Here is an 18,523-nt window from a genome sequence, read left to right as displayed (position 1 = left end):
CTAAGAGACGACGACGCGAGGCACGCGGTTGCTGATGCCGCACAGCACCTCGTAGGCACTCGTGCCCGCGAGCCTCGCATGCTCGTCCGCGCCGATGCGCTCACCATTGCTTTCGCCCAGCAGGATGACCTCATCGGCGATGCTGCACTCGGGGATCGCGGTGACATCGACGATCGTCAGGTCCATCGACACGCGGCCGACGATGGGCGCTCGTCTGCCGTGCAGGAGTACCAATCCGCCCGCTTCCGCATTCGAGGCAGAGAGCGCTCGCCGAAAGCCATCTGCATAGCCCACAGGCAGCAGCGCCAGACGCATGGTTCCAGGTGCCACGAACGTGGCGTTGTAGCCGATGCTGTCGCCGCACTGCACCTCGCGCAGGCTGACGATGCGGGTCTTCCAGGTCATCACCGGCTTCAGGCTGGAGGCAAGATGCGGCTTCAGGAAGCCCTCGCTTTGGATCACCCGATCTGTTGCTGATTCCAGCGGCAGGGCGTAGCCGTAAAGGGCAAGCCCGGCGCGGGTCATGGCGCGTGCTCCCAGACCTGCCGCGAGTGCGGGCAGATCCTGCGGGATGTAGCCACTGTCGGTCGATGAGGTGTTTCCGGCGTGTACGTACTCTGGCTTCAGGCCAGCGGCGGCGACCTGCTGCAGTGCCGAGGCAAAAGCGATCATCTGCACCTGGTTCTGCGGGTCGTCTCCAACCTCGGTGGATGCGAGGTGCGTCATTACGCCCTCAAGCTTCAGGGGTGAGTCAGTTGTAAAGCGGGCAAGCAGACGTTCCAGCAGATCGCCCGGCGTAACGCCCTGCCGCGCCATGCCGGTGTCGATCTCGGCATGCACTGCGACAGACTGCGCAGGCAGGTTGCGGCGGTGGGCCTCGGCTTCGAGAAGATCCAGGTGATACGGTTCCCACACCACGGGAGTTAGTCCGCGATCGAGAATGCCGGCTTCTTCGCCCGGCCACAGGCCGCACATCACCAGCACGCGTGGCGACATACCCTGCGGCAGGATAGCGAGCGATGCCCGTACGGCAAGGCCCTCTTCCGCAGACGTAACACCGAGCCACTGCGCGCCGGCGCCAGCCAGCACGGGTGCGCACTCGGTCGCGCCATGGCCATAGGCATCCGCCTTGATGACAGCAAGCACTTCGATCTGTGGCCCGGCGGCCGCCTGCAACGCGTGGAAGTTATCGCGTAATCGCGAGGCAGAGATCTCGGCCCAGATGGGCCGCGTGTGGTTCGGAAGAACAGAACGCATGTTGCCTTTCAGATGCTGCCGGTACTAATAATCGCCGGCCTTGTTACTGATGATCTCTTTACCACCGCCTTCGGCGATGACGTATGCCTTGCTCGGAAGCGCAGGCAGCTTCGCCGGGTCTGTCCACAGGAAGATGCGTTGCGGCCCCAGCCAGCGTTCGCGCATGGAGAGGTCCGTCTCGAAGATGTCCGGTGCATCGTTGAAGAACGACCCGTACCAAAGGTTCGCGGAGTGGCCATGCCAGATGTGAATGTCATTTCGCTTCAGATAGAAGCCAAGCGTTGAGCCCGCTTCGTATTCGTCGTTGATGCAGATCATGTTGTTCGGCTTGATTAGCGGAGCGATGGCGCGAGCCAGCTTCTGCGATGACAATACCGGCGCAAAGATTGTCAGGCCCATATGCGCCGCCACCAGGAACAGAAGCGTGCCCGCCGCCAGCGCGATATTTGCCTCATGCGGACGGAAGCTCCGACGCAGCCACCAGCTTGCGACTGTGCCACCAAAGAGCGCGACGACCGTGAACGTCAAGGGCCTCCGGAAGGCTCCCATCGCAGGACCATTCAAGTCCAGAAAGTGGCCGAATGAGAGCGCGTAGTCTCCTGGATTCTGCTGTAGCAGTGTAGCCAGGTCCACGTTGGGCGGAGGCACCTGCGTGTGCATCAGGAAGAAGACGCAGGCCAGCGAAGCGACTGTCCCGCCGATCAGCAGCAACACCGAGATGCGCTGTCCTGCGCGCGTCAGCACGGGCGGCACCGTCATCGTCTCGGCTTCGATGGCCTCGCGGTCCAGCCAGCGCGCAACCAGGAGGGCGAAGAACGGCAGGGACGGAAGCACGTAGTACTCCTGCCGCGTTGAGAAGGAGAAGAAGACGATCGGCAACAGGCCGGCGATGGAGAACAGCAGCAGCGTGCGGGATTCGCCGTTAAGCTGCGTTGCTTCCGCGCGTGAGCGCAGGGCGCGCCAGGGCGCAGCGGCTACCGCTTCGAACAGGAAGGCACTCCACGGCATCATCCACACCAGCACCAGCCCCCAGAAGAGCAGCAGCGGCACGGTGTCATAGTCGCGCGGCACCCGCAGGTTCAGATAACGCAGCAGGTGCTCATTCATGAAATAGAACCACGTCCATCCATGCACGCTGCCCACCGCGGGCGAGCCGACCTGCCAGCCCTTCCAGAAGATCCATGCGTGGCCCGTGTGCGTCAGGCCAACGGGGTGACCTTCCGTCGGGTTCGCCTGGCCCGCGAGGATGTGCCACGGTGCGGCAATGGCAAAAAAGGCTAATACCGCGAAGAGCGGGTTTAGTTGCGCGATGCGCTGTAACGTTCCCTTGAAGCCGCGGGTCGTCAGCAGGTAGAGCGCAACTGTGCCGGCGGGGAAGACGAGGCCGATAAGGCCCTTCGTCAGAACGTTCATGGCGCACGCTGCCGCGAAGCCAAGGCAGGGCAGCACAGGCGCGTGGCCTTCACCGTGGCGTTCCGTCAGCCAGAAGCAAAACACCGCAGCCGTCAGCCAGAGGCACACGATGGCATCCGGGATCAGGATGCGCGTGAAGATGAAGAGTCCGAAACTGAGCATCAGGCTCACGCCTGCGTAAAGGCCGGCGCGCGCGCTGCCAAAGGCTTGGCGGGCAAAGTTCTCGGTCAGCAGGAAGAGCAGCAGTGCAAAAATCGCGAGCGGCAAGCGCGCCTGCGCGGTTCCAACGCCGAAGACGCGCATGCTGGCAGCCATGGACCAGTAAAGGACCGGCGCTTTTTCGAGGTAGCGGATACCGTTCGCATACAGCGTCACAGGGTCATGCCGCTGAATCATCTCTCGCGCCACTTCGGCGTGGACGGAGTCTGCGTCGTCAAGCAGCGGGGGAGAGAGCAAGGCGAACGATGCGTAGAGGAAGAACCACAACGCCGCAAGCATCAATCGGTTGCGTCGAGGTGTGGAGGCTTCAAACATGCTGAGATGAGCCTATCGCGGGTGTTACGGGCAATGGATCCGGGTTCCCCAATCTTTTGCGAAGCAAAAGGATAGGGTCTCGCATAGAGCGCGAGCTTTTCGGGGGGACGTCAGAGGGGCAGGGAGGGCCGAGAGGGTTTGCACTTCGTGCGAAGACCCCACCCTTTCGCGAGGAAGCTGCGAAAGAATGGGGCACCCGATTCGTGTGGTCCTGTCGCGCGGTCCTGTGACTAATAGGCGCGCGGGTACATGCGCGAGATACGGTCGTGCCAGCCGAGCTTGTCTTCGTCCATGCAGGCCCAGACGAGTCCCAGGCCAACCGGAGCTCCGGCGAGCAGCAGAGCGAAGATGCGGCGGCGCATGGCGGAGCGGCTTGGATTCTCGTCATTGAAGGTGCAGAAGGCGATGCGGGCGTACCGCATGCCCGGCGTGATGCCCGAGAGCGAAAAGAAGAGCGTCAGGTACATCAGCGCGAAGGCGAAGAGCGATCCCGCGGCGGCGATGGCCGCGGGGATGCCGGTGGGCAAACTCGGCGATGCGTATGCTGCAACCGCGACCGCTGCGAGGAAGCCCGTCGCGATGCAGCAGCCGTCGACCGTCGCTGCCATGATCCTCTGCGAAATGGGAGCGACGTGAAGCGGAATCCCAAACGAGATCCCCGAATCCGCGTCATCTGTGGTACGGGTCTGCAGTTGCGCCTCAAGCCGGATGGTGTGCCATTCGGGCAGGACGCTGTCGGTCATCGGCTCGATGGAGACGGAGCTCGCTTCCACCTCGAAGATCCGCAGCTGGGCGCGTTCGGGAGAGTTGTCTGCCTCGTCACGCAGAGGACCTTCCGCCAGACGCGGACGGGCACGGCGTGCAGCGACAAGCTGACGAGGGAATTCGATCAGGTTGGCGGGCAGGGCGACGGCAGGCTCCACCGGCTCCACAATGTACTCTTCGGCGGTCCCGTCGCCGATTGAAGCCACGTAGCTGGTCCTGATGGTCGCCGCAGGGAGACTATCGGCAAAGCTGCCGGTTATGCTGCCGAAGATCGCGGGCGTCGTAACGGCCGGTGTGCTGATCGTCGGTGAGAGATCTTGAGGCTCGGAGGCAATGGCTTCGCTGCGCAGGACTACCGTCGCCTCGCTGCGCAACTCGACTGCCGCTTCACTGCGCAGGGGAACGGAAGATTCTTCCGTGGTGGGCGCGAAGGTGATGACCTCCGCGGGGCCAGCCGGGGGGGCGCCTGCCTCCGTGTCCCAATGATGGATCTCGTCCAGCAGCTCCTGCTGCACGGCAGTGATCGCCTCGGCACTGCGACGCGCGACCTCGGCAGCAGCTTCAGCCTGTCGGATGGCCTGCTCGGCTTCCTGCTGCAGGAAGTCGCGGTACGAAAGAGACTGTGCGAAGCGTGCGGCTACCTGGTCCGCGACGCGATAGCGCGAGGTGGGCGCGTTCTCAAGCGGTAGGCTGGGCTGCGATTCGTGCGGGCGCGGACGGCGCTGGCGGTGCTCGGCGAGGCGGTTGGCGACCTGCTGTTTCAGCGCGCGCGCTTCGTCTTCGGAGAGGGTGGACGTCGGCAACGGCTGCAGTGGGAGAGGGCTGGCGGTGCTCAAGGCGTCTCGCTTTCGTAGAATAGAAACTTCAGTGGTTAACAAAGGCACATTCGGTCGGGTTACGCGGGTGGAACGTACACGCCGATGGAGCCGGTTCTCGAGCTTCGGACGATCCGCATCGGAGCGTAAGGAAGCCTGTATCTGCTGGTGTATCACGCTGGGCATGGCACTTGGAGTCTCGGCGTGCGCGCAGCAGGTAACGACTTCGGCACCCGTTGTGCACGCTGGTGCCAATGCGCCGGTGCCCGGGAGTGGAACGACCTCGGCACCGCCGGATCTGACGCATCAGGACAGCGCTTCCAGCCTGCCGGATTCGCCCGGCGCCGATCTTTATCCCGTGGCCGTACCTGTGCCGGAACCAGCCTCGACCAAGGTCACGTGGGAAAGTCTCTCGCAAAAGAGCAGCGGCGACACCGTGTTGCTGGAAGGCAATGTCACCATCACCTATGGTGACTACCGCGTCGATGCGGACCGCGTCGCCTACAACCAGGCGACCGGCGATTTGGAAGCGACAGGCCATATCGTGGTCACGGGCGCCAGCCGCAGCGAAAACATCCATGCCTCGCGGGCGACGCTCAACATCAAAACAGAGACCGGCAAATTTTATGATGTGAGCGGATCCGTCGGTGTGCGCATGGTATCGCACGCCACGGCATCCCCGGGGAACCAGGCGATGGGCGGCGTGATGGGGAATACGTCGCAGTTGAGTAACGTCTACACCACGGCGAATCCATTCCTCTTTACCGGACGCATGGTAGTCAAGAACGGTCCGGCGGAATTCGATATCTACGACGGCACAGTCACCAGCTGCCAATTGCCCAAGCCCGACTGGCAGTTGGCATCGGCTCACTTCAGCGTGCATGACGGTGAGGCGCGCGCAACGAAGACGATCTTCCGCCTGCTGAACGTACCCGTCTTCTTTTTGCCCTACGCAACACACCCCACTGCGGAGGGAGAGCGGCAGAGCGGCTTTCTGATCCCGGTGATCGGCAATTCTTCCTCCAAGGGAATCGTGATCGGCGAGCAGATTTACTTCGCCATGGGGCGATCGTCGGAGCTGACGGTGGGTGCGCAATACTACTCGCGGCGTGGCTGGGAGCAGTCGGCGACCTTCCGAATGCGTGGACGGGGACTGGACTTCATCCAAAGTCACTACTCTGGCCTGCTGGACCGCGGTTTCTACCAGAACGTGACGACCACCAACGCCAACGGCACCACGACCACCGCGAATACCTACGTAAACCAGGGCGGTGAAGATGCCACCTTCAGTGGGCGAAGGGATATCGGGCAGCACACGCGTGTCGCTGCCAACGTCGAGTACCTGAGCAGTTACATCTATCGCGAGGCCTTCACCGACAACTTTAACCAGGCGGTGTCGTCGGACATTACGTCGTATGCGTATGGAACGCACGCACGCAACGGCTACGTTGCGTCGGGCGAAGTCGATCGTTACCAGGGCCTGAAAATCGTCAGCACAGGCGAGCAGATCCGCATCTTCCACGCGCCCATGCTGCAGGGCGAGGTGATGGAACGGCATGTCGCCAATACGCCGTTCGTCTGGAGCGCAACAGCGCAGTACGCGGCTCTGAAGCGCACGCAGGGAACGCCGGTGGCGCAGACTGGTTTCGCGTCGGACTTTACCAACCGGGTCGATCTGCATCCAAAGCTGTCTCTGCCATTCGCGCTGGCGGGCTTTCACTTCCGGCCAACCGTCGGCATACGCGACACGTACTACACGCACTCTCGCATCACGTCCCCGCTGCCGGGGCCCACGCCCACCGAGAGCGGCGCGGGTCTGAATCGCCTGGTGACTGAGGCGGAGATGGAAGTGCGTATGCCAGTTTTGGAGCGCACGTTTGAAACGGGCAGCTTCGGCAAACTGCTGGGGCGCGAGGCGAAACACACCATCGAACCCGAGCTGCACTATCGCTATGCTAGCGGCGTCGATGACTTTTCCCGCACGCTTCGCTTTGACGATGCGGACGTCGTCGCCAACAAGAACGAGCTGGAATACGGCTTCACGCAGCGGCTCTTTCTACGGCCGACCAAAACACGCGCCTGTGAGACGGGCGAGACTCCGGCGGAGACCGACGGAACCTGCGGTGGAACGCGCGAAACCATCCGTTGGAAGCTGTTGCAGCGGCACTACTTCGATGAAAGCTTCGGAGGCTACATCTCTCTCGCTAACCCCTCCGGCATCCTCGTTCTGAACCGGCGCAATGTGCTCGATAGCACGCTGGATCTCTCCGGAGTGGCCTTCCTCACCGATCGCCGCAGCGCGTCGCCGATCGTGAGCCAGATGAAGCTGAGCGCGACCGACCACATCGACATCGAGTGGGATATGAACTACGACCTGAAGGCCAACGCGATGCGGCAGAGCAACGTCTTTGTTGAAGTCCACCAGAACGGTTTTTTCGCGGGCCTGAGCCATGCGCGGCTGTACGCACCAGGACGATTCACCTCAGATACGGGTAGCGGTACGACCGCTACATCCCTCATCTCTGACTTCAGCCAGTTGCGCGTCCTGATGGGCTACGGCAACCCCGCAAAACCGGGCCTGAGTATCGCAGGCAACGTGGGGCTGGACCTCAAGCTGAGCCAGGTGCAGTACGCCACTGGTCAGTTCAGCTACAACTGGAACTGCTGCGGCTTCAGCGCGGAGTATCGCAAGTACGAACTTGGCAGCGTGCGCAACGAGAACGCGTATCGCTTCAACTTTTCGCTTGCAAACATCGGCACGGCAGGGAATCTACGGCGCGCCGAGCGGCTGTTCTAGCCTTCGTTTGAGCACTAATGCAAAAGCCCGGCGCGAGGCCGGGCTTCTCCAATTCCAATCGTTGCAAGTACACGCGAAGCGTCGAGAACGGTGCGAAGCACTCAGACGGTGAGGAGTTCCTTTTCCTTCACTTTGAACATGTCGTCGAGCGTCTTGATCTGGGCGTCGGTCATGGCCTGTGTCTCTTCCTGCGCGCGCTTCTCGTCGTCGGCGCTGATGAGCTTGTCCTTGGTCGCCTTCTTGATGGTGTCGTTGCCGTCGCGGCGGATGTTGCGGATGGCCGTCTTGTGATCTTCCAGGATGCCAGCCAACTGCTTGACGGCTTCCTTGCGGCGCTCTTCCGTCATCGGCGGAATGGGCACGCGGATGGTCTTGCCGTCGTGCATGGGGTTGAAGCCCTGGCCGCTGGTGCGGATGGCCTTTTCGATCAGGCCGACAACGCCGATGTCGAAGGGCTGCACGACGATCTGCTGCGGCTCCGGCGCGGAGAGCTGTGCCAGCTGGTTGATGGGCATCTCGCTGCCGTAGTAGTCCACGCGGATGTTGTCCAGCATGTGCACGCTGGCGCGGCCCGTGCGCACTGCCATCAGGTTCGTCCGGAAGTCCTCGACGGCCTTCGTCATGCGTGCCGTCAGTTGGCCCTGCAGGTCCTTCAGGGCGGGGATGTTTGCCATCTGTGATGCCATTAGTGCTTCCCTCAAGCGCGTTTGCGCGACTTGTCGATTCTATCGGATGGGGCGGCGCGCGCCATGGCGCACCTGCAGGATCGTCACCTTTCCTGCCGCGTCATTCACCACATAGATGACCTTGTACACGTGCGGTTTCGATCCGTAGAAGAGCTGCCGTCGACCTGATTTTCCCGCCACGAGAGAGCCCCGTTTGGGGAGATGCCGCAGGCTAAGGATCGTATCCGTCAGGCCTACAAACCAGTCGCTCGCAGCCAGGTGCAATTGCACATCAACATAATTCGCAATGTGGGCTAGATCACGCTCGGCGCGCCGAGTCAGTTTTATCGGAAAAGCCATGGCGCTGACGTATCTCCTTGAAGACTTCCTCTGCTGGTCGGGTGCGTCCATTCTTCAGGTCGTCAAGCGCTTGCCGCAGTCCTTCCTCTTCGCTGGCTTCGGATGCAAGGTCGAGCAGTCGCTCATAGTCTTCTACGGTTTGGATTACTGCCTGCGGCCTGCCACTCACAGTCAACACGACGGCACGCTTGTTCTTCTTCATCTGGCGCAGCATCTCCGCGGAGTTGTTCCGGAAGGTGGTCATCGGCTGGATGTCTTCGGAAAGCTTGATTCTAGACGGCATGGCGATACCTCTGGAGGTACTTTATCGTACCTCCGGCGATTCTAATGTTTCGATTTCTCGAAGCGATTGCCCTCGCCGCGGCTGCTGTACTGGGTCTTGATGTCACTGACGAAGACGGTGTTGTCGTTGCCCTCGACGGGCACGGTGGTGAAGTGATCCACCCACACAAAGTTGCGATTGCCCTGGACGCGAACGCTGCCGCAGGAGCCGTGCACCTGCACCTCGTTGTGCTGGCCTTCCACGTAGACAGAGTTGCCGTTGGTACAGGTCACGTCCTTCGACAGGTCGTTGCCGCCGATGACGATGTCCTTCGCTGTGGGCTGGACGAAGTCGGTGGGCGCGACCTCGCGCTGGGCGTAGGCGGGCAGCGTCAACGCAAATATAAGGAGTGTCTTAGCGGTCAACGTCATTCCAGAATGGCTCCAGCTTGGTTTCGTCTGAAGTTATATCGCCCACATCACCGTTCAGCAATTCGTCGACGGCTTCAGGCTTCATACGACGCAAGGTCTGTTCAACCTTGCGATCATAACCACGGTCATTGGGCTCTTGGCCTCGTTGCGCTCGCCGCGTGTATTGCTGTATGAAGTGATTCCATTTGCTCGCGATTCGGTTCGCGCGCATGACTTACCGCAGGCCGGTCGACTGCGCCTGTTCGTGCGCGTGATAGCTGCTGCGGACGAGCGGGCCGCTCTCCACATGGCGAAAGCCCATGCGCAGCGCTTCGATCTTCAGGAACTCGAACTCTTCCGGCGTGTAGTAGCGCTTCATCGGGATGTGATCCTTCGATGGGCGCAAGTACTGGCCGATGGTGAGGATGTCGACCTTGATGGCGGCGAGATCGCGGAAGACGTCGAGCAGTTCGTGCGTCTCTTCGCCCATGCCGACGATGATGCCGGTCTTGGTCACCTGGTTCGGGTTCAGGTCCTTCGCCAGCTTCAGGTAGCCGATGGAGCGCTCATAGCGGCCGCCGGACTTGGCGACGCGGTAGAGCCGCGGCACGGTCTCAATGTTGTGGTTCAGGATCTCGGGCTTCGCGGCGACGACGAGGCGGATGGCCTCCTCCGTGCCCTGGAAGTCGGGGGTCAGCACTTCCACCTGGCAGCCGGGCGCCTGTGCGCGGATCTCGCGGATGACTTCCACGAAGGCGCGGGCGGCGCCGGTATTGTCGTCGTCGCGATTCACGCTGGTGATCACGGCGTGCTGCAGGCCGAGCTTTGCGACGGCATAGGCGACGCGGCGCGGCTCATCGAAGTCGATCGGGTCAGGCTTGCCGCTAGGTACCGCGCAGAAGCCGCAGCGGCGGGTGCAGCTGTTGCCCAGCATCATGAACGTCGCGGTCTTGTGGTTCCAGCACTCGCCGATGTTGGGGCAGTGCGCGCTCTCGCAGACGGTATGTAGACCCAGTTCGCGGGTGAGCGCCTTCAGTGCGTGAAAGGTCTCGCCCATGGGGGCGCGCGCCTTCAGCCACTCGGGCTTGCGCTCCGGCTTACGAGGCGACAGATCGATCTGGATTAACTCGGCTGCGGCGGCGGGTGTCACGCTTTCTATTCTATGCTCGGCTGCATGAGCTTGTGCGAAGAGCTGCAGGAACTGGAGGCGCGGCTGCTTCGGCTTGGTCCGGAGTGCCCACGCGAATGCATGGAGCGACTGCTGGCGCCCGACTTTGTGGAGTTCGGAGCATCAGGCACAGTCTGGACCCGCGAGTCGATCCTCGCAGAGTTGGCATCGACTGCAGAGCGGGTATACCAAATGAGCGATGTTCGTTGCGCAGAGATCAATGCCATGTCGGCCCTGCTTACCTATCGGGTGACCGTAAACGGGCGAAGGTCTCTGCGTTCTTCGCTTTGGATTCGCTCCGAAGAGAACTGGCAGATGCTCTTTCATCAGGGCACAGTCGTCGGCAGCTTGTCCCCGGCATAAGAATCGTGATCTGATTCGCCCACCAAGAAATTGCAATCATTCACCCTGTCTGAGGAGACGATGCCCATGAGGCCAAACCGCCGCACCTTTCTGCTTGCCACGGGCATGTCTGCTCTCGCTTCACGCTCGGCCTTTGGAGCGAATGATCGACTTCGCCTCGGCATTATCGGTGCGGGGAGCCGGATGCGTTCGCTGGCGGGCGCGGCGGAGCGAACAGGCTTCAACTTTGAGATTGCTGCCGTCAGCGACGTCTATGAGCCGCATCGCGAGCAGGTGAAGACGCGTCCCAGCGCCACGAATGCCACGCTTCACAACGACTTTCATGAGGTGCTGGACAACAAGTCCATTGATGCCGTGCTGATCGCAACGCCGGATCACTGGCATGTGCGCGCTGCGGTTGCAGCGCTGGCCGCGGGCAAGGATGTGTACCTGGAGAAGCCGGTCAACCACACGCTGGAAGAGGGCGTGACTCTGAAGAAGGCGGTGCGGTCCAGCAAGCAGATCCTGCAGTGCGGCATGCAACAGCGGAGCTGGGAGCATTTTCGCGACGCGGTGAATCTGGTCCAGAGCGGCGCGATCGGTCGCGTGACGCAGATCCGCACCTACTGGTGGCAGAACTACAACACCACGTGGATTCCCGAGAACATCGACACATCGAAGCTGGACTGGAAGATGTGGCTGGGCGGCGCGCCGGATCAGCCGTTCGACACGGAGAAGTACAACCGGTGGCGCTGGTACTGGAGTTTTGGCAGCGGCGCGATGACCGACCTGTTTGCGCACTGGATCGATGTGGCGCACTGGGCGATGAAGGAGAACGAGCCCACGACCGCCTTCATGCTGGGCGACAAGTTTGTGCAGCAGAAGTGGGAATGCCCGGACACGCAGCAGGCTGCGCTCCGTTATCCCAGCTTTGACGTGGTCTATGAAGGGTCGCTCAACTCGTCGATTGATGACGGCGGGCTGGAGTTCCGCGGCTTCGACGCGACGCTGAAGCTGACGCGCAGTGGCATGAATGTCTATCGCGAACGCGTACGAAAAGAGCAGAACCCCGTGCTGAAGGCGGACAGCTTCCAGGACGGCACGGTGGATCACATGCAAAACTTCTTCGACTGCATGCGGTCACGCAAGGAGCCGAATGCTCCGGTCGAGGCTGGTGTTGCTTGCGCGAATGCGGGGCATATCGCAAACCTCGCTTATAAGCAGGGTGGTATGTGGTCGCCGAAGCGTTCCTAGTGGACGCGTTCGCGAATCTCTGTGCGGACAAGGTAGAGGAAGAAGACCATGCTGAAGGCAGCGGGCAGCAGGTAGCCGGGCAGATGTGTCTGTGCGAAGAGCACGACGTTACCAAGCGAGTAGAAGAAGCAGCCGCCCAGCAGCAGCGCCCATCCCCAGCGGCGCAGGCGCAGAAAGCCGAAGACTCCGAGAACGATCATCGTTGAGACGAAGAGGATCGCGTAGGTGGCGCTGGGCCGCGTTGTGGAGCGATGCGCGATCACGTTGATGGAATTTGCCAGCGCAATGAAGAGCATGAAGATGGCGATCATTGCCATACCCGGCAGCATGCGTGGGCCCTCGAACGTCTTCTGCGGCGGTATGGAACCGGGCGGCAGCTTGATGCGCTTGATCTCGTCACTCATAGGCTTCTCCATCGTATCGGAGTGCGACGAAGCAAGACATGGCACCCGGTTCTACAGCGTTTTCAGATAGGCGAGGATGTCGGCGATGTCGTCTTTACCCACCTGCGAACCGAGCGCGGGCATGTTGCCGCGGCCGAACAGGATGGTATGTGTAATGCGGTCGTCGTTTGCGGGCGCGCCGCTGGGCAGATAGTCCTTCTTGTAGGTGCCAAGCAGCGAAGGCCCGTGCAGCGATCCATTCTCGCGGTCATAGTGACAGGCGCCGCAATTGGTGACGAACGCTGCATGGCCAGCCTGTTCCTGCGCGGTGAGTTGGTCCAGCGGCTTGGGTGGCGGTATGGTCTTGCAGCCAGTGAGTGCCAGGATGCAGAGCATCGCGGCTGCTGCAACGGCGCCCGTTGTTCGGAAGGGCATAGCTCTAGCTGTGCCGAAGATCCCGGGCAAAAAATTGGGCTTTAGCCCCTGAGGAACGCTTCTCATATGGCACGCTCTCGCATCTTCTTGTAGGCACGGTGAATGAACGAGCCGAGGTACCAGCCGTCGATGAACTTGAAGGGCGATTCGCCCGTGGTGTAGTGGCCGCAGGGCAGAATGCGGCTCTCAAAGTTCACGCCGCGCGCCTTGAAGTTCGCCAGCACGTCCAGCGACAACGCTCGCGGAAAGGTGAGGTCCCATGGCGCGTAGATCACCAGCGATTGCCGTGTCTTATCGGCAGCGAAGCGATCCATCACACTGCTGGGGCTGTTGGCCATAAAGATGGCACGCACCTGATCCTGCGTGATGCCGGCGCGCTCAAAGGCAGCCTGCACGTGGCGTGTGCTCTGGCCCTGCCACAGGACGTCTCCAAAGTTGGTCGACGCGTGGTTGAACGCGCAGACCTGCAGGCGCGGATCGAACGCCGCGGCCATGAAGGCGTAGCAACTGCCGAGTGACGTGCCCATGACGCCGAACTGCTCATAGCCCTGCGACTGCAGCCAGTCGACGCAGGCGCGGATGTCGTGGACGGCCTGGCGGCAGGCGGCGATGGTGCGGCCCACATTGCTGCTGACGGCGTAGTCGCTGCGTTCCAGCTCGGCCGGGCGGCGGATATCGTGGTACGGCTTCGAGAGCCGCAGGGCGGCCACGCCGAACTTGTTGTAGATGCTGCAGAGTGCGTTGTGGCTAAAGGCGTCCGCATTCCATTGCGGCATCACGATGATGGCCTGCTTCTTGCGCTTCGGGTCCTTGTGTGGAGTCTCCGGGTACCAGCGCGCGTTGACGATGTCGTTTTCCGGATACTTCGTCCGCACGGGCGAGGTGAAACGCAGGAACCGTGCCGGATTCAGCTTGCCGCTGGCGGCGTCGTCGCGCACCTGCTGCGCCTGTGCCAGCGTCTCCGGCCGTACGTTGGTCGGAAAGAGTTCGGGATGGCGCTCTTCCAGCCGGAAGTCGGTTGGCGTGGTGTAGCCGTAAAACTCTTCGCCCCTGGCCACAATGTCCTGGTTGATGGCGACCATGCGGCTCAATGCATCCGGGCTGTCCTCGCGCGATTCGGCGGCGAGCGGGCTGAAGTCCGCCAGCCAGTCGAAACCCCACTCGAGTGGACGCACCACGCGATTGGTGTCGCGCGTCGTTAACTCGGTCTCCCAGCGGATCATCCAGTCCGCATACCACTTTGCAAGCATCGATTCAGGATACCGCGCGGAGCAGACGCCGTTGTTGGGTGGCCCCTTTTATGCGACGGCGGCAGGGCGTCTATCCTTATGGGATGGGCATTGCGTCATCCGTCTTCGTCAAGCGTGCCGGCTTAGTTGCTGCACTGCTGTGTTTTCCCGCCGCGCTCAGCCTGCCCCGTGTGACCATGGCGGCCACGCAGGCGCCTGCGTCCCCGCCGGCGGCCGGTACAGCTGCATCCACTGAGGCGAGCCACACTGCGCCGACCGTTTCGGTTCCCGCTGCAAGTGGAGCAGCAACCACGACGGCCGCCGCTCCGACAGCACCGGCGAAGTCGGCAGCGTCCGCACCGGCCGCGCTGACGCTGCCACAGCAGATCGCAGCCCTGCCGAAGCTGGACAATGCCGGGATAGACGTAAGCGCGCGCAGCAAAGAGATCCTGGATCACCTCAACGACGTCCTGCGTTTCTACCGGGGCGCCGCCGCGCAGATTCAGAAGATCGGCGAGCCGAGCGATGTGCTGTACAGCGAGCAGTTAAGGCAGCAGTCGACCCAGATTGCGCAACTTGCCTTTCAGGCCGCGGGCAACGAAGCTGCATTGCTGGCGAAGCTGTCCGGCGGTGCGGTCGCGCCGTCTCCCAATTCCGGCAGCGATAACGCACCAGCGGGCGATGAACCGCCGGCGCCAACGCAGGCGCAGCGAATTGCGGCATTCCGCGCCACCACGCAGGCGCGGCTGGCGGACCTGACCGCCCAGGACGCGGCTCTGGACAAGCAGATTCAGACCGCCAAGGCGAAAGAACTGCCCGCGCTCCGTCAGAAAGACGAGCAGATTGAGGGACAGTTAGAGCTGCAGAAGGCGATGCTGGAAGCCCTGGGCAAGGTCGCTTCGATGGCCCAGGCACAGACCAGCACCGGCCTTGCCGGCGACATTCAGCGGCTGCTGCGCGCGGCTCCGGAACTCTCCAGCGCCGCTGCGAACAAGCCGCTGGCTCCGCCACCCATTGAAAGCCTCGCCGCGGAACGCGACAGTGGCGTTTCCACGCAGGCGGTCAACCTGTTCCAGTTGCTGGCCGCTCGCACGAGTATCGACGACATGACCAGGGAGGTCGACGCGCTCACCAAGCAGGCCAGCAGCATGCGTGAGCCGGTGGTGAACCTGCTCAAGTCCACCATCGCGCAGGGCGATGCGGCTATGCAGGCCGCTCCGGATGCAACGGCGTCCGACGCACAGACCCTTGCGGCTACCCGCAAGCGCTACGACACACTGGCTACAACCTTCCGTGTGCTCTCCACTGCAGTCATCCCGCTCAGCCAGGAGATGGTGATGCTGGAACAGACGCGCAGCAATCTCCAGAGCTGGCGTGCCGCCGTGAACGCGGAGTACAGCACCGTATTGCGGTCACTGCTATTGCGTGTGCTTACCATCGCACTGGCGCTGCTGGCGCTCTTCATCGCGAGTTATGTGTGGAAGCGGCTGACGGTGAAGTACATCAGCGACCTGCGACGCCGGCGGCAGATCATGCTCATTCGTCGAGCCGTGCTTGGCTTCCTCGGTGGTCTGATTGTCATCTTCGGCTTCGTAACGCAGTTCAGTTCGCTGGCCACCTTTGCCGGATTCATTACGGCAGGTATCGCCGTCGGTCTGCAGACCATCCTGCTGTCAGTTGCGGCGTACTTCTTCATCATCGGACGGTATGGCGTGCGCGTTGGCGACCGGATCTCGGTAGCGGGCGTGACGGGCGACGTAGTGGAGGTTGGCCTGGTTCGCTTCTACATGATGGAGCTGACGGGGACGGGCACTGAGCTGCATCCAACGGGTCGTGTTGCGGTCTTTGCGAACTCCATCCTGTTCCAGAGCGGAACCCCGCTCTACAAGCAGATGCCGGGCACGGAATACGCCTGGCATGAGCTTACGGTTCGACTGAAACCCGATACGGACTACCGCCCGGCGACCGAAGCTGTCCTGCATGCGGTGCAAACCACGTATGACAGCTATCGCGCGTTGATCGAAAAACAGCACCACACGGTGGAGACATGGATGGACACCGCTCTGGAGGCACCGCACATCGAGCCGCGGCTGCAACTGGCGGAGAACGGCCTGCAGTACGCCGTCCTGTTCCCGGTTGAGATCAAGGATGCCGCGACGACCGATGAGAAGATCGTGCACCTGTTGCTCGATGCCATGGCCTCGAACGCCGCCATCAAGGATGCAATCGCGGCGCCGCCCACGGTAAAGGCAGTGATCAAGGGATAAAAGATCGCCGGGCAGCGTTCAGGCTGCCCGGCCCGCGACCCAATCCACCATTGCGGGCAGTAGCGCGCCGAGTTCAGACCCCGGCGCAGGCTTCGGCAGTAGCGCCAGCAGATGCTGCGTGCGCTCGTATTCCACCTGCTTGGCGGAAGGCTCGCCCGTGCCGTCGTCGTCCAGCTCGTCGTCGCGGTGCTGGTAGAGTCGGCCCAGGGCTTCGCCAAAGTCACGGAACTGCTCTACGATCACAGGCGATTTCCCGGCGCAGATGGCGGCAGCCTCGCAACAGAAACCCATCAGCGGCGCTGTCTTCTGGGCGTTGCTCGTCACGGCACCGGCGAGGTCGAGAAACTGTCCGCCCGCAAGGCCGGCCGCGCCGCAGCTTTCGGCAAATCTCATGGCCAGTTGTGCCCGGAGTTCCGCATCGATGCCCGATGCCGGTGAAGTCAGAAGCTGTACGGCCCGCAGGACCAGTGATAGTCCTGCGAGAACGGCGGTCGCCTCGTCCGTAGCGCGGTAGAGGGACGGCGCTGCCCGGCGAATCTCGGAGGCGTCCATGCAGGGCAGGTCATCAAAGACCAGCGAGGCGGCGTGCGCCATCTCTGCCGCGGCACCGACGGTCTTCGCCTGTTCGGCAGGTAGCTCCAGCAGATCGAAACAGGCTGCGGCAAGAAACGGCCGGAAGCGCTTTGCGCTGCCGAAGAGAGCATAGTGCTCGGCCCGGCTCAGCTCCGGCGGGCCATCGCCCTGCAACAGGCTGGCGAGGCTGGCTTCGGTTTCGTCGGCGAATTCTCGGAGACGCAGTTCCAAGGGCGACCCACCGTGTGTGGCGGCCGGCATCATCGGCTCCGCGACTTTCTGTACTGAGGCCAAACCGCTTCCAATCCCTGCCGACATACTCCGGCTAGCGCATTCCATCTGAGTCATGACAGCAGGCGCAATACTGCCTGCAACCACACGAAAAGCTCAACGCTAGAATACCCGCCCACGTGGCGAGGTCAGAATAAGACAATTTTTCGCAGTAAAGCGGTAAAACGACCATGCCCGAAGTTCGAGAGCAGTTCTTTAGGCGGATCGGCGTGCTGCAGCATAGATATTCGCAATGTGCTGCAGGTCGCGCAGGCCCTCTTCGCCGTTTGGACCGGGTTCCTTGTTGTCGAGAATGCAGCGGGAGAAATAGTCGCTTTCCACGACGAACTGCGCAGGATCCTTGCTACTGTCGACCTGCGTTTCTTCCGCGCGACCGGGACCGCTGGGCAGGTTGTGTGTCACGGTCATGTGGATGCCTTCGTAGCCGAAGCCAAAGATTTCCAGCGTCCCTTTGCTCCCGTGGACGCGGGTAAATCCTTCCATATTGGCGCCATACGTGGTGTTGCAGATGGCAATGACTCCGGACGGAAACTTCATCGTCCAGCCCAAAGTCTCCTCGACGCCCTTGAAGCGGGGATCCTGCGGGTCCGTGTACATGTAGGCGGAGATCTCCTTCGGCTCCTCGCCCAGCAGGAAACGGCACCCGTTGAGGGAATAGATGCCTACGTCCATCAACGGTCCGCCACCCGCAAACTTCGCATCGCTGCGCCACTCACCCGGGGCAATGTTGAAGCCGTTGGCGCTTTCGATGGCTTGTACTTTGCCAATGACGCCGTTGTGGATCATCTGCTTTGCCTGCAGCCAGGTCGATTGCAGCTGGCAGCGGTAGGCAATCATCAGCTTGCGGTTCGCCTTTTTGCAGGCTGCAATCATGGCCTCGCAGTCTTTGGGCGTATTCGCCATGGGTTTCTCACACAGCACATGCTTGCCCGCCTGCGCGGCACGGATCGTGTACTCCGCATGCATGTTGTTAGGCAGGCCGATATACACCGCATCGATGTCGGGGTTGTTTTTGATGGTGTCGAAGTTTTCGTAAGTGTAGATGTTGCCTTCGGGCACGCCATACTCCGCGGCATACTTGTGCGCCTTCTCAGGATGGCCGCTGACAAGTCCCGTGATCACGCCGTACTGGCTGGCCTTCGTCCCCGGCATGAAGTGCTGCAGCGAAATGCGGCCAAGCCCGATCGCAGCGTAGCGGATCTTCTTCGGCGGCGCTGCCTGTGCGAGCAGCGAGGAGGGAAGCGTGGCAGCGGCGGCGGTGGCAGCGGCAAGACGGGCGAAGTCACGGCGATTGAGCATGACG

Annotated in this window: 17 protein-coding genes and 1 pseudogene; 4 read left to right on the top strand and 14 right to left on the bottom strand. The window is 62.0% G+C overall.

Features of this window, described 5'->3' with window-relative positions:
* The 4 genes and pseudogenes from alr to BLW03_RS21330 form a co-directional block, all read right to left on the bottom strand.
* Complete coding sequence (gene alr / locus BLW03_RS09620) at positions 1-1,257, bottom strand: alanine racemase (RefSeq protein WP_074653657.1); 1,257 nt, start codon at positions 1,255-1,257, stop codon at positions 1-3.
* A gap of 24 nt (positions 1,258-1,281) precedes the next feature.
* Positions 1,282-3,204: a phospholipid carrier-dependent glycosyltransferase gene (locus BLW03_RS09615; protein WP_074653655.1), complete on the bottom strand. Its 1,923-nt coding sequence runs from the start codon at positions 3,202-3,204 to the stop codon at positions 1,282-1,284.
* A gap of 24 nt (positions 3,205-3,228) precedes the next feature.
* Positions 3,229-3,513 (bottom strand): annotated as a pseudogene (locus BLW03_RS21335) (hypothetical protein); the annotation flags it as partial.
* A complete protein-coding gene (locus BLW03_RS21330) occupies positions 3,435-3,947 on the bottom strand; it encodes an RDD family protein (RefSeq protein WP_432279825.1) in 513 nt (170 codons plus the stop codon). The pseudogene BLW03_RS21335 and the gene BLW03_RS21330, both read right to left, overlap by 79 nt.
* A 1,021-nt stretch (positions 3,948-4,968) precedes the next feature.
* On the opposite strand from BLW03_RS21330, the gene BLW03_RS09605 reads away from it, so the two are divergent.
* Positions 4,969-7,581 carry an LPS-assembly protein LptD gene (locus tag BLW03_RS09605; RefSeq protein WP_074653652.1) on the top strand — a complete coding sequence of 871 codons (2,613 nt, stop codon included), beginning with the start codon at positions 4,969-4,971 and terminating at the stop codon, positions 7,579-7,581.
* 101 nt (positions 7,582-7,682) lie between these two features.
* Here BLW03_RS09605 and frr read toward each other — a convergent pair whose 3' ends face one another.
* The 5 genes from frr to lipA form a co-directional block, all read right to left on the bottom strand.
* Positions 7,683-8,267, bottom strand: a complete 585-nt coding sequence (frr, locus tag BLW03_RS09600) for a ribosome recycling factor (protein ID WP_074653651.1) — start codon at positions 8,265-8,267, stop codon at positions 7,683-7,685.
* A 39-nt stretch (positions 8,268-8,306) separates the two neighbouring features.
* The gene (locus BLW03_RS09595; RefSeq protein ID WP_074653649.1) at positions 8,307-8,606 is read right to left on the bottom strand and encodes a type II toxin-antitoxin system RelE/ParE family toxin; all 300 of its coding nucleotides are present in this window, start codon (positions 8,604-8,606) and stop codon (positions 8,307-8,309) included.
* A complete protein-coding gene (locus tag BLW03_RS09590) occupies positions 8,566-8,889 on the bottom strand; it encodes a type II toxin-antitoxin system Phd/YefM family antitoxin (RefSeq protein ID WP_083350439.1) in 324 nt (107 codons plus the stop codon). Before BLW03_RS09590 ends, BLW03_RS09595 begins: the two co-directional genes overlap by 41 nt.
* A 41-nt stretch (positions 8,890-8,930) precedes the next feature.
* Positions 8,931-9,299, bottom strand: coding sequence for a DUF3060 domain-containing protein (locus BLW03_RS09585; protein WP_074653647.1), 369 nt, complete (start codon positions 9,297-9,299; stop codon positions 8,931-8,933).
* Positions 9,300-9,513: 214 nt separating this feature from the next.
* Positions 9,514-10,428: a lipoyl synthase gene (gene lipA / locus BLW03_RS09575; protein WP_074653645.1), complete on the bottom strand. Its 915-nt coding sequence runs from the start codon at positions 10,426-10,428 to the stop codon at positions 9,514-9,516.
* Positions 10,429-10,452: 24 nt separating this feature from the next.
* On the opposite strand from lipA, the gene BLW03_RS09570 reads away from it, so the two are divergent.
* Together BLW03_RS09570 and BLW03_RS09565 are read left to right on the top strand one after the other, a co-directional pair.
* Positions 10,453-10,809 carry a nuclear transport factor 2 family protein gene (locus tag BLW03_RS09570; protein WP_074655905.1) on the top strand — a complete coding sequence of 119 codons (357 nt, stop codon included), beginning with the start codon at positions 10,453-10,455 and terminating at the stop codon, positions 10,807-10,809.
* Positions 10,810-10,875: 66 nt separating this feature from the next.
* Positions 10,876-12,042, top strand: a complete 1,167-nt coding sequence (locus BLW03_RS09565) for a Gfo/Idh/MocA family protein (RefSeq protein WP_074653643.1) — start codon at positions 10,876-10,878, stop codon at positions 12,040-12,042.
* Here BLW03_RS09565 and BLW03_RS09560 read toward each other — a convergent pair.
* The 3 genes from BLW03_RS09560 to BLW03_RS09550 all read right to left on the bottom strand — a co-directional run bounded on the left by BLW03_RS09560 (position 12,039) and on the right by BLW03_RS09550 (position 14,110).
* The gene (locus BLW03_RS09560) at positions 12,039-12,446 is read right to left on the bottom strand and encodes a hypothetical protein (RefSeq protein ID WP_244502030.1); all 408 of its coding nucleotides are present in this window, start codon (positions 12,444-12,446) and stop codon (positions 12,039-12,041) included. The genes BLW03_RS09565 and BLW03_RS09560 overlap by 4 nt on opposite strands.
* A gap of 51 nt (positions 12,447-12,497) precedes the next feature.
* On the bottom strand, positions 12,498-12,860 hold the full coding sequence (locus BLW03_RS09555) for a c-type cytochrome (RefSeq protein ID WP_074653641.1): 363 nt from the start codon (positions 12,858-12,860) through the stop codon (positions 12,498-12,500).
* Between the two features lie 62 nt (positions 12,861-12,922).
* Positions 12,923-14,110 carry an alpha/beta hydrolase family protein gene (locus BLW03_RS09550; RefSeq protein ID WP_074653634.1) on the bottom strand — a complete coding sequence of 396 codons (1,188 nt, stop codon included), beginning with the start codon at positions 14,108-14,110 and terminating at the stop codon, positions 12,923-12,925.
* Between the two features lie 83 nt (positions 14,111-14,193).
* Between BLW03_RS09550 and BLW03_RS09545 the strand changes: the two genes are divergently transcribed.
* The gene (locus BLW03_RS09545) at positions 14,194-16,356 is read left to right on the top strand and encodes a mechanosensitive ion channel family protein (RefSeq protein ID WP_074655904.1); all 2,163 of its coding nucleotides are present in this window, start codon (positions 14,194-14,196) and stop codon (positions 16,354-16,356) included.
* Positions 16,357-16,374: 18 nt separating this feature from the next.
* Here BLW03_RS09545 and BLW03_RS09540 read toward each other — a convergent pair whose 3' ends face one another.
* Together BLW03_RS09540 and BLW03_RS09535 are read right to left on the bottom strand one after the other, a co-directional pair.
* Positions 16,375-17,223 carry a polyprenyl synthetase family protein gene (locus BLW03_RS09540; RefSeq protein WP_170835008.1) on the bottom strand — a complete coding sequence of 283 codons (849 nt, stop codon included), beginning with the start codon at positions 17,221-17,223 and terminating at the stop codon, positions 16,375-16,377.
* 192 nt (positions 17,224-17,415) lie between these two features.
* Complete coding sequence (locus BLW03_RS09535; RefSeq protein ID WP_074653631.1) at positions 17,416-18,519, bottom strand: Gfo/Idh/MocA family protein; 1,104 nt, start codon at positions 18,517-18,519, stop codon at positions 17,416-17,418.
* Positions 18,520-18,523 lie beyond the last annotated feature (4 nt).

The organism is Terriglobus roseus (assembly GCF_900105625.1).
Taxonomy (GTDB): Bacteria; Acidobacteriota; Terriglobia; order Terriglobales; family Acidobacteriaceae; genus Terriglobus; species Terriglobus roseus_B.
This window is presented reverse-complemented; position numbering and strand designations above follow the sequence as displayed.

Bases quoted from the DNA above. Each gene is read 5' to 3' on its own strand.
- BLW03_RS09565 (WP_074653643.1), top strand. From the start codon at position 10,876: ATGAGGCCAAACCGCCGCACCTTTCTGCTTGCCACGGGCATGTCTGCT.
- BLW03_RS09570 (WP_074655905.1), top strand. From the start codon at position 10,453: ATGAGCTTGTGCGAAGAGCTGCAGGAACTGGAGGCGCGGCTGCTTCGG.
- BLW03_RS09555 (WP_074653641.1), bottom strand. From the start codon at position 12,860: ATGCCCTTCCGAACAACGGGCGCCGTTGCAGCAGCCGCGATGCTCTGC.
- alr (WP_074653657.1), bottom strand. From the start codon at position 1,257: ATGCGTTCTGTTCTTCCGAACCACACGCGGCCCATCTGGGCCGAGATC.
- BLW03_RS09535 (WP_074653631.1), bottom strand. From the start codon at position 18,519: ATGCTCAATCGCCGTGACTTCGCCCGTCTTGCCGCTGCCACCGCCGCC.
- BLW03_RS09590 (WP_083350439.1), bottom strand. From the start codon at position 8,889: ATGCCGTCTAGAATCAAGCTTTCCGAAGACATCCAGCCGATGACCACC.
- BLW03_RS09550 (WP_074653634.1), bottom strand. From the start codon at position 14,110: ATGCTTGCAAAGTGGTATGCGGACTGGATGATCCGCTGGGAGACCGAG.
- frr (WP_074653651.1), bottom strand. From the start codon at position 8,267: ATGGCATCACAGATGGCAAACATCCCCGCCCTGAAGGACCTGCAGGGC.
- BLW03_RS09595 (WP_074653649.1), bottom strand. From the start codon at position 8,606: ATGGCTTTTCCGATAAAACTGACTCGGCGCGCCGAGCGTGATCTAGCC.
- BLW03_RS09615 (WP_074653655.1), bottom strand. From the start codon at position 3,204: ATGTTTGAAGCCTCCACACCTCGACGCAACCGATTGATGCTTGCGGCG.
- BLW03_RS09605 (WP_074653652.1), top strand. From the start codon at position 4,969: ATGGCACTTGGAGTCTCGGCGTGCGCGCAGCAGGTAACGACTTCGGCA.
- BLW03_RS09560 (WP_244502030.1), bottom strand. From the start codon at position 12,446: ATGAGTGACGAGATCAAGCGCATCAAGCTGCCGCCCGGTTCCATACCG.
- BLW03_RS09585 (WP_074653647.1), bottom strand. From the start codon at position 9,299: ATGACGTTGACCGCTAAGACACTCCTTATATTTGCGTTGACGCTGCCC.
- BLW03_RS21330 (WP_432279825.1), bottom strand. From the start codon at position 3,947: ATGACCGACAGCGTCCTGCCCGAATGGCACACCATCCGGCTTGAGGCG.
- BLW03_RS09545 (WP_074655904.1), top strand. From the start codon at position 14,194: ATGGGCATTGCGTCATCCGTCTTCGTCAAGCGTGCCGGCTTAGTTGCT.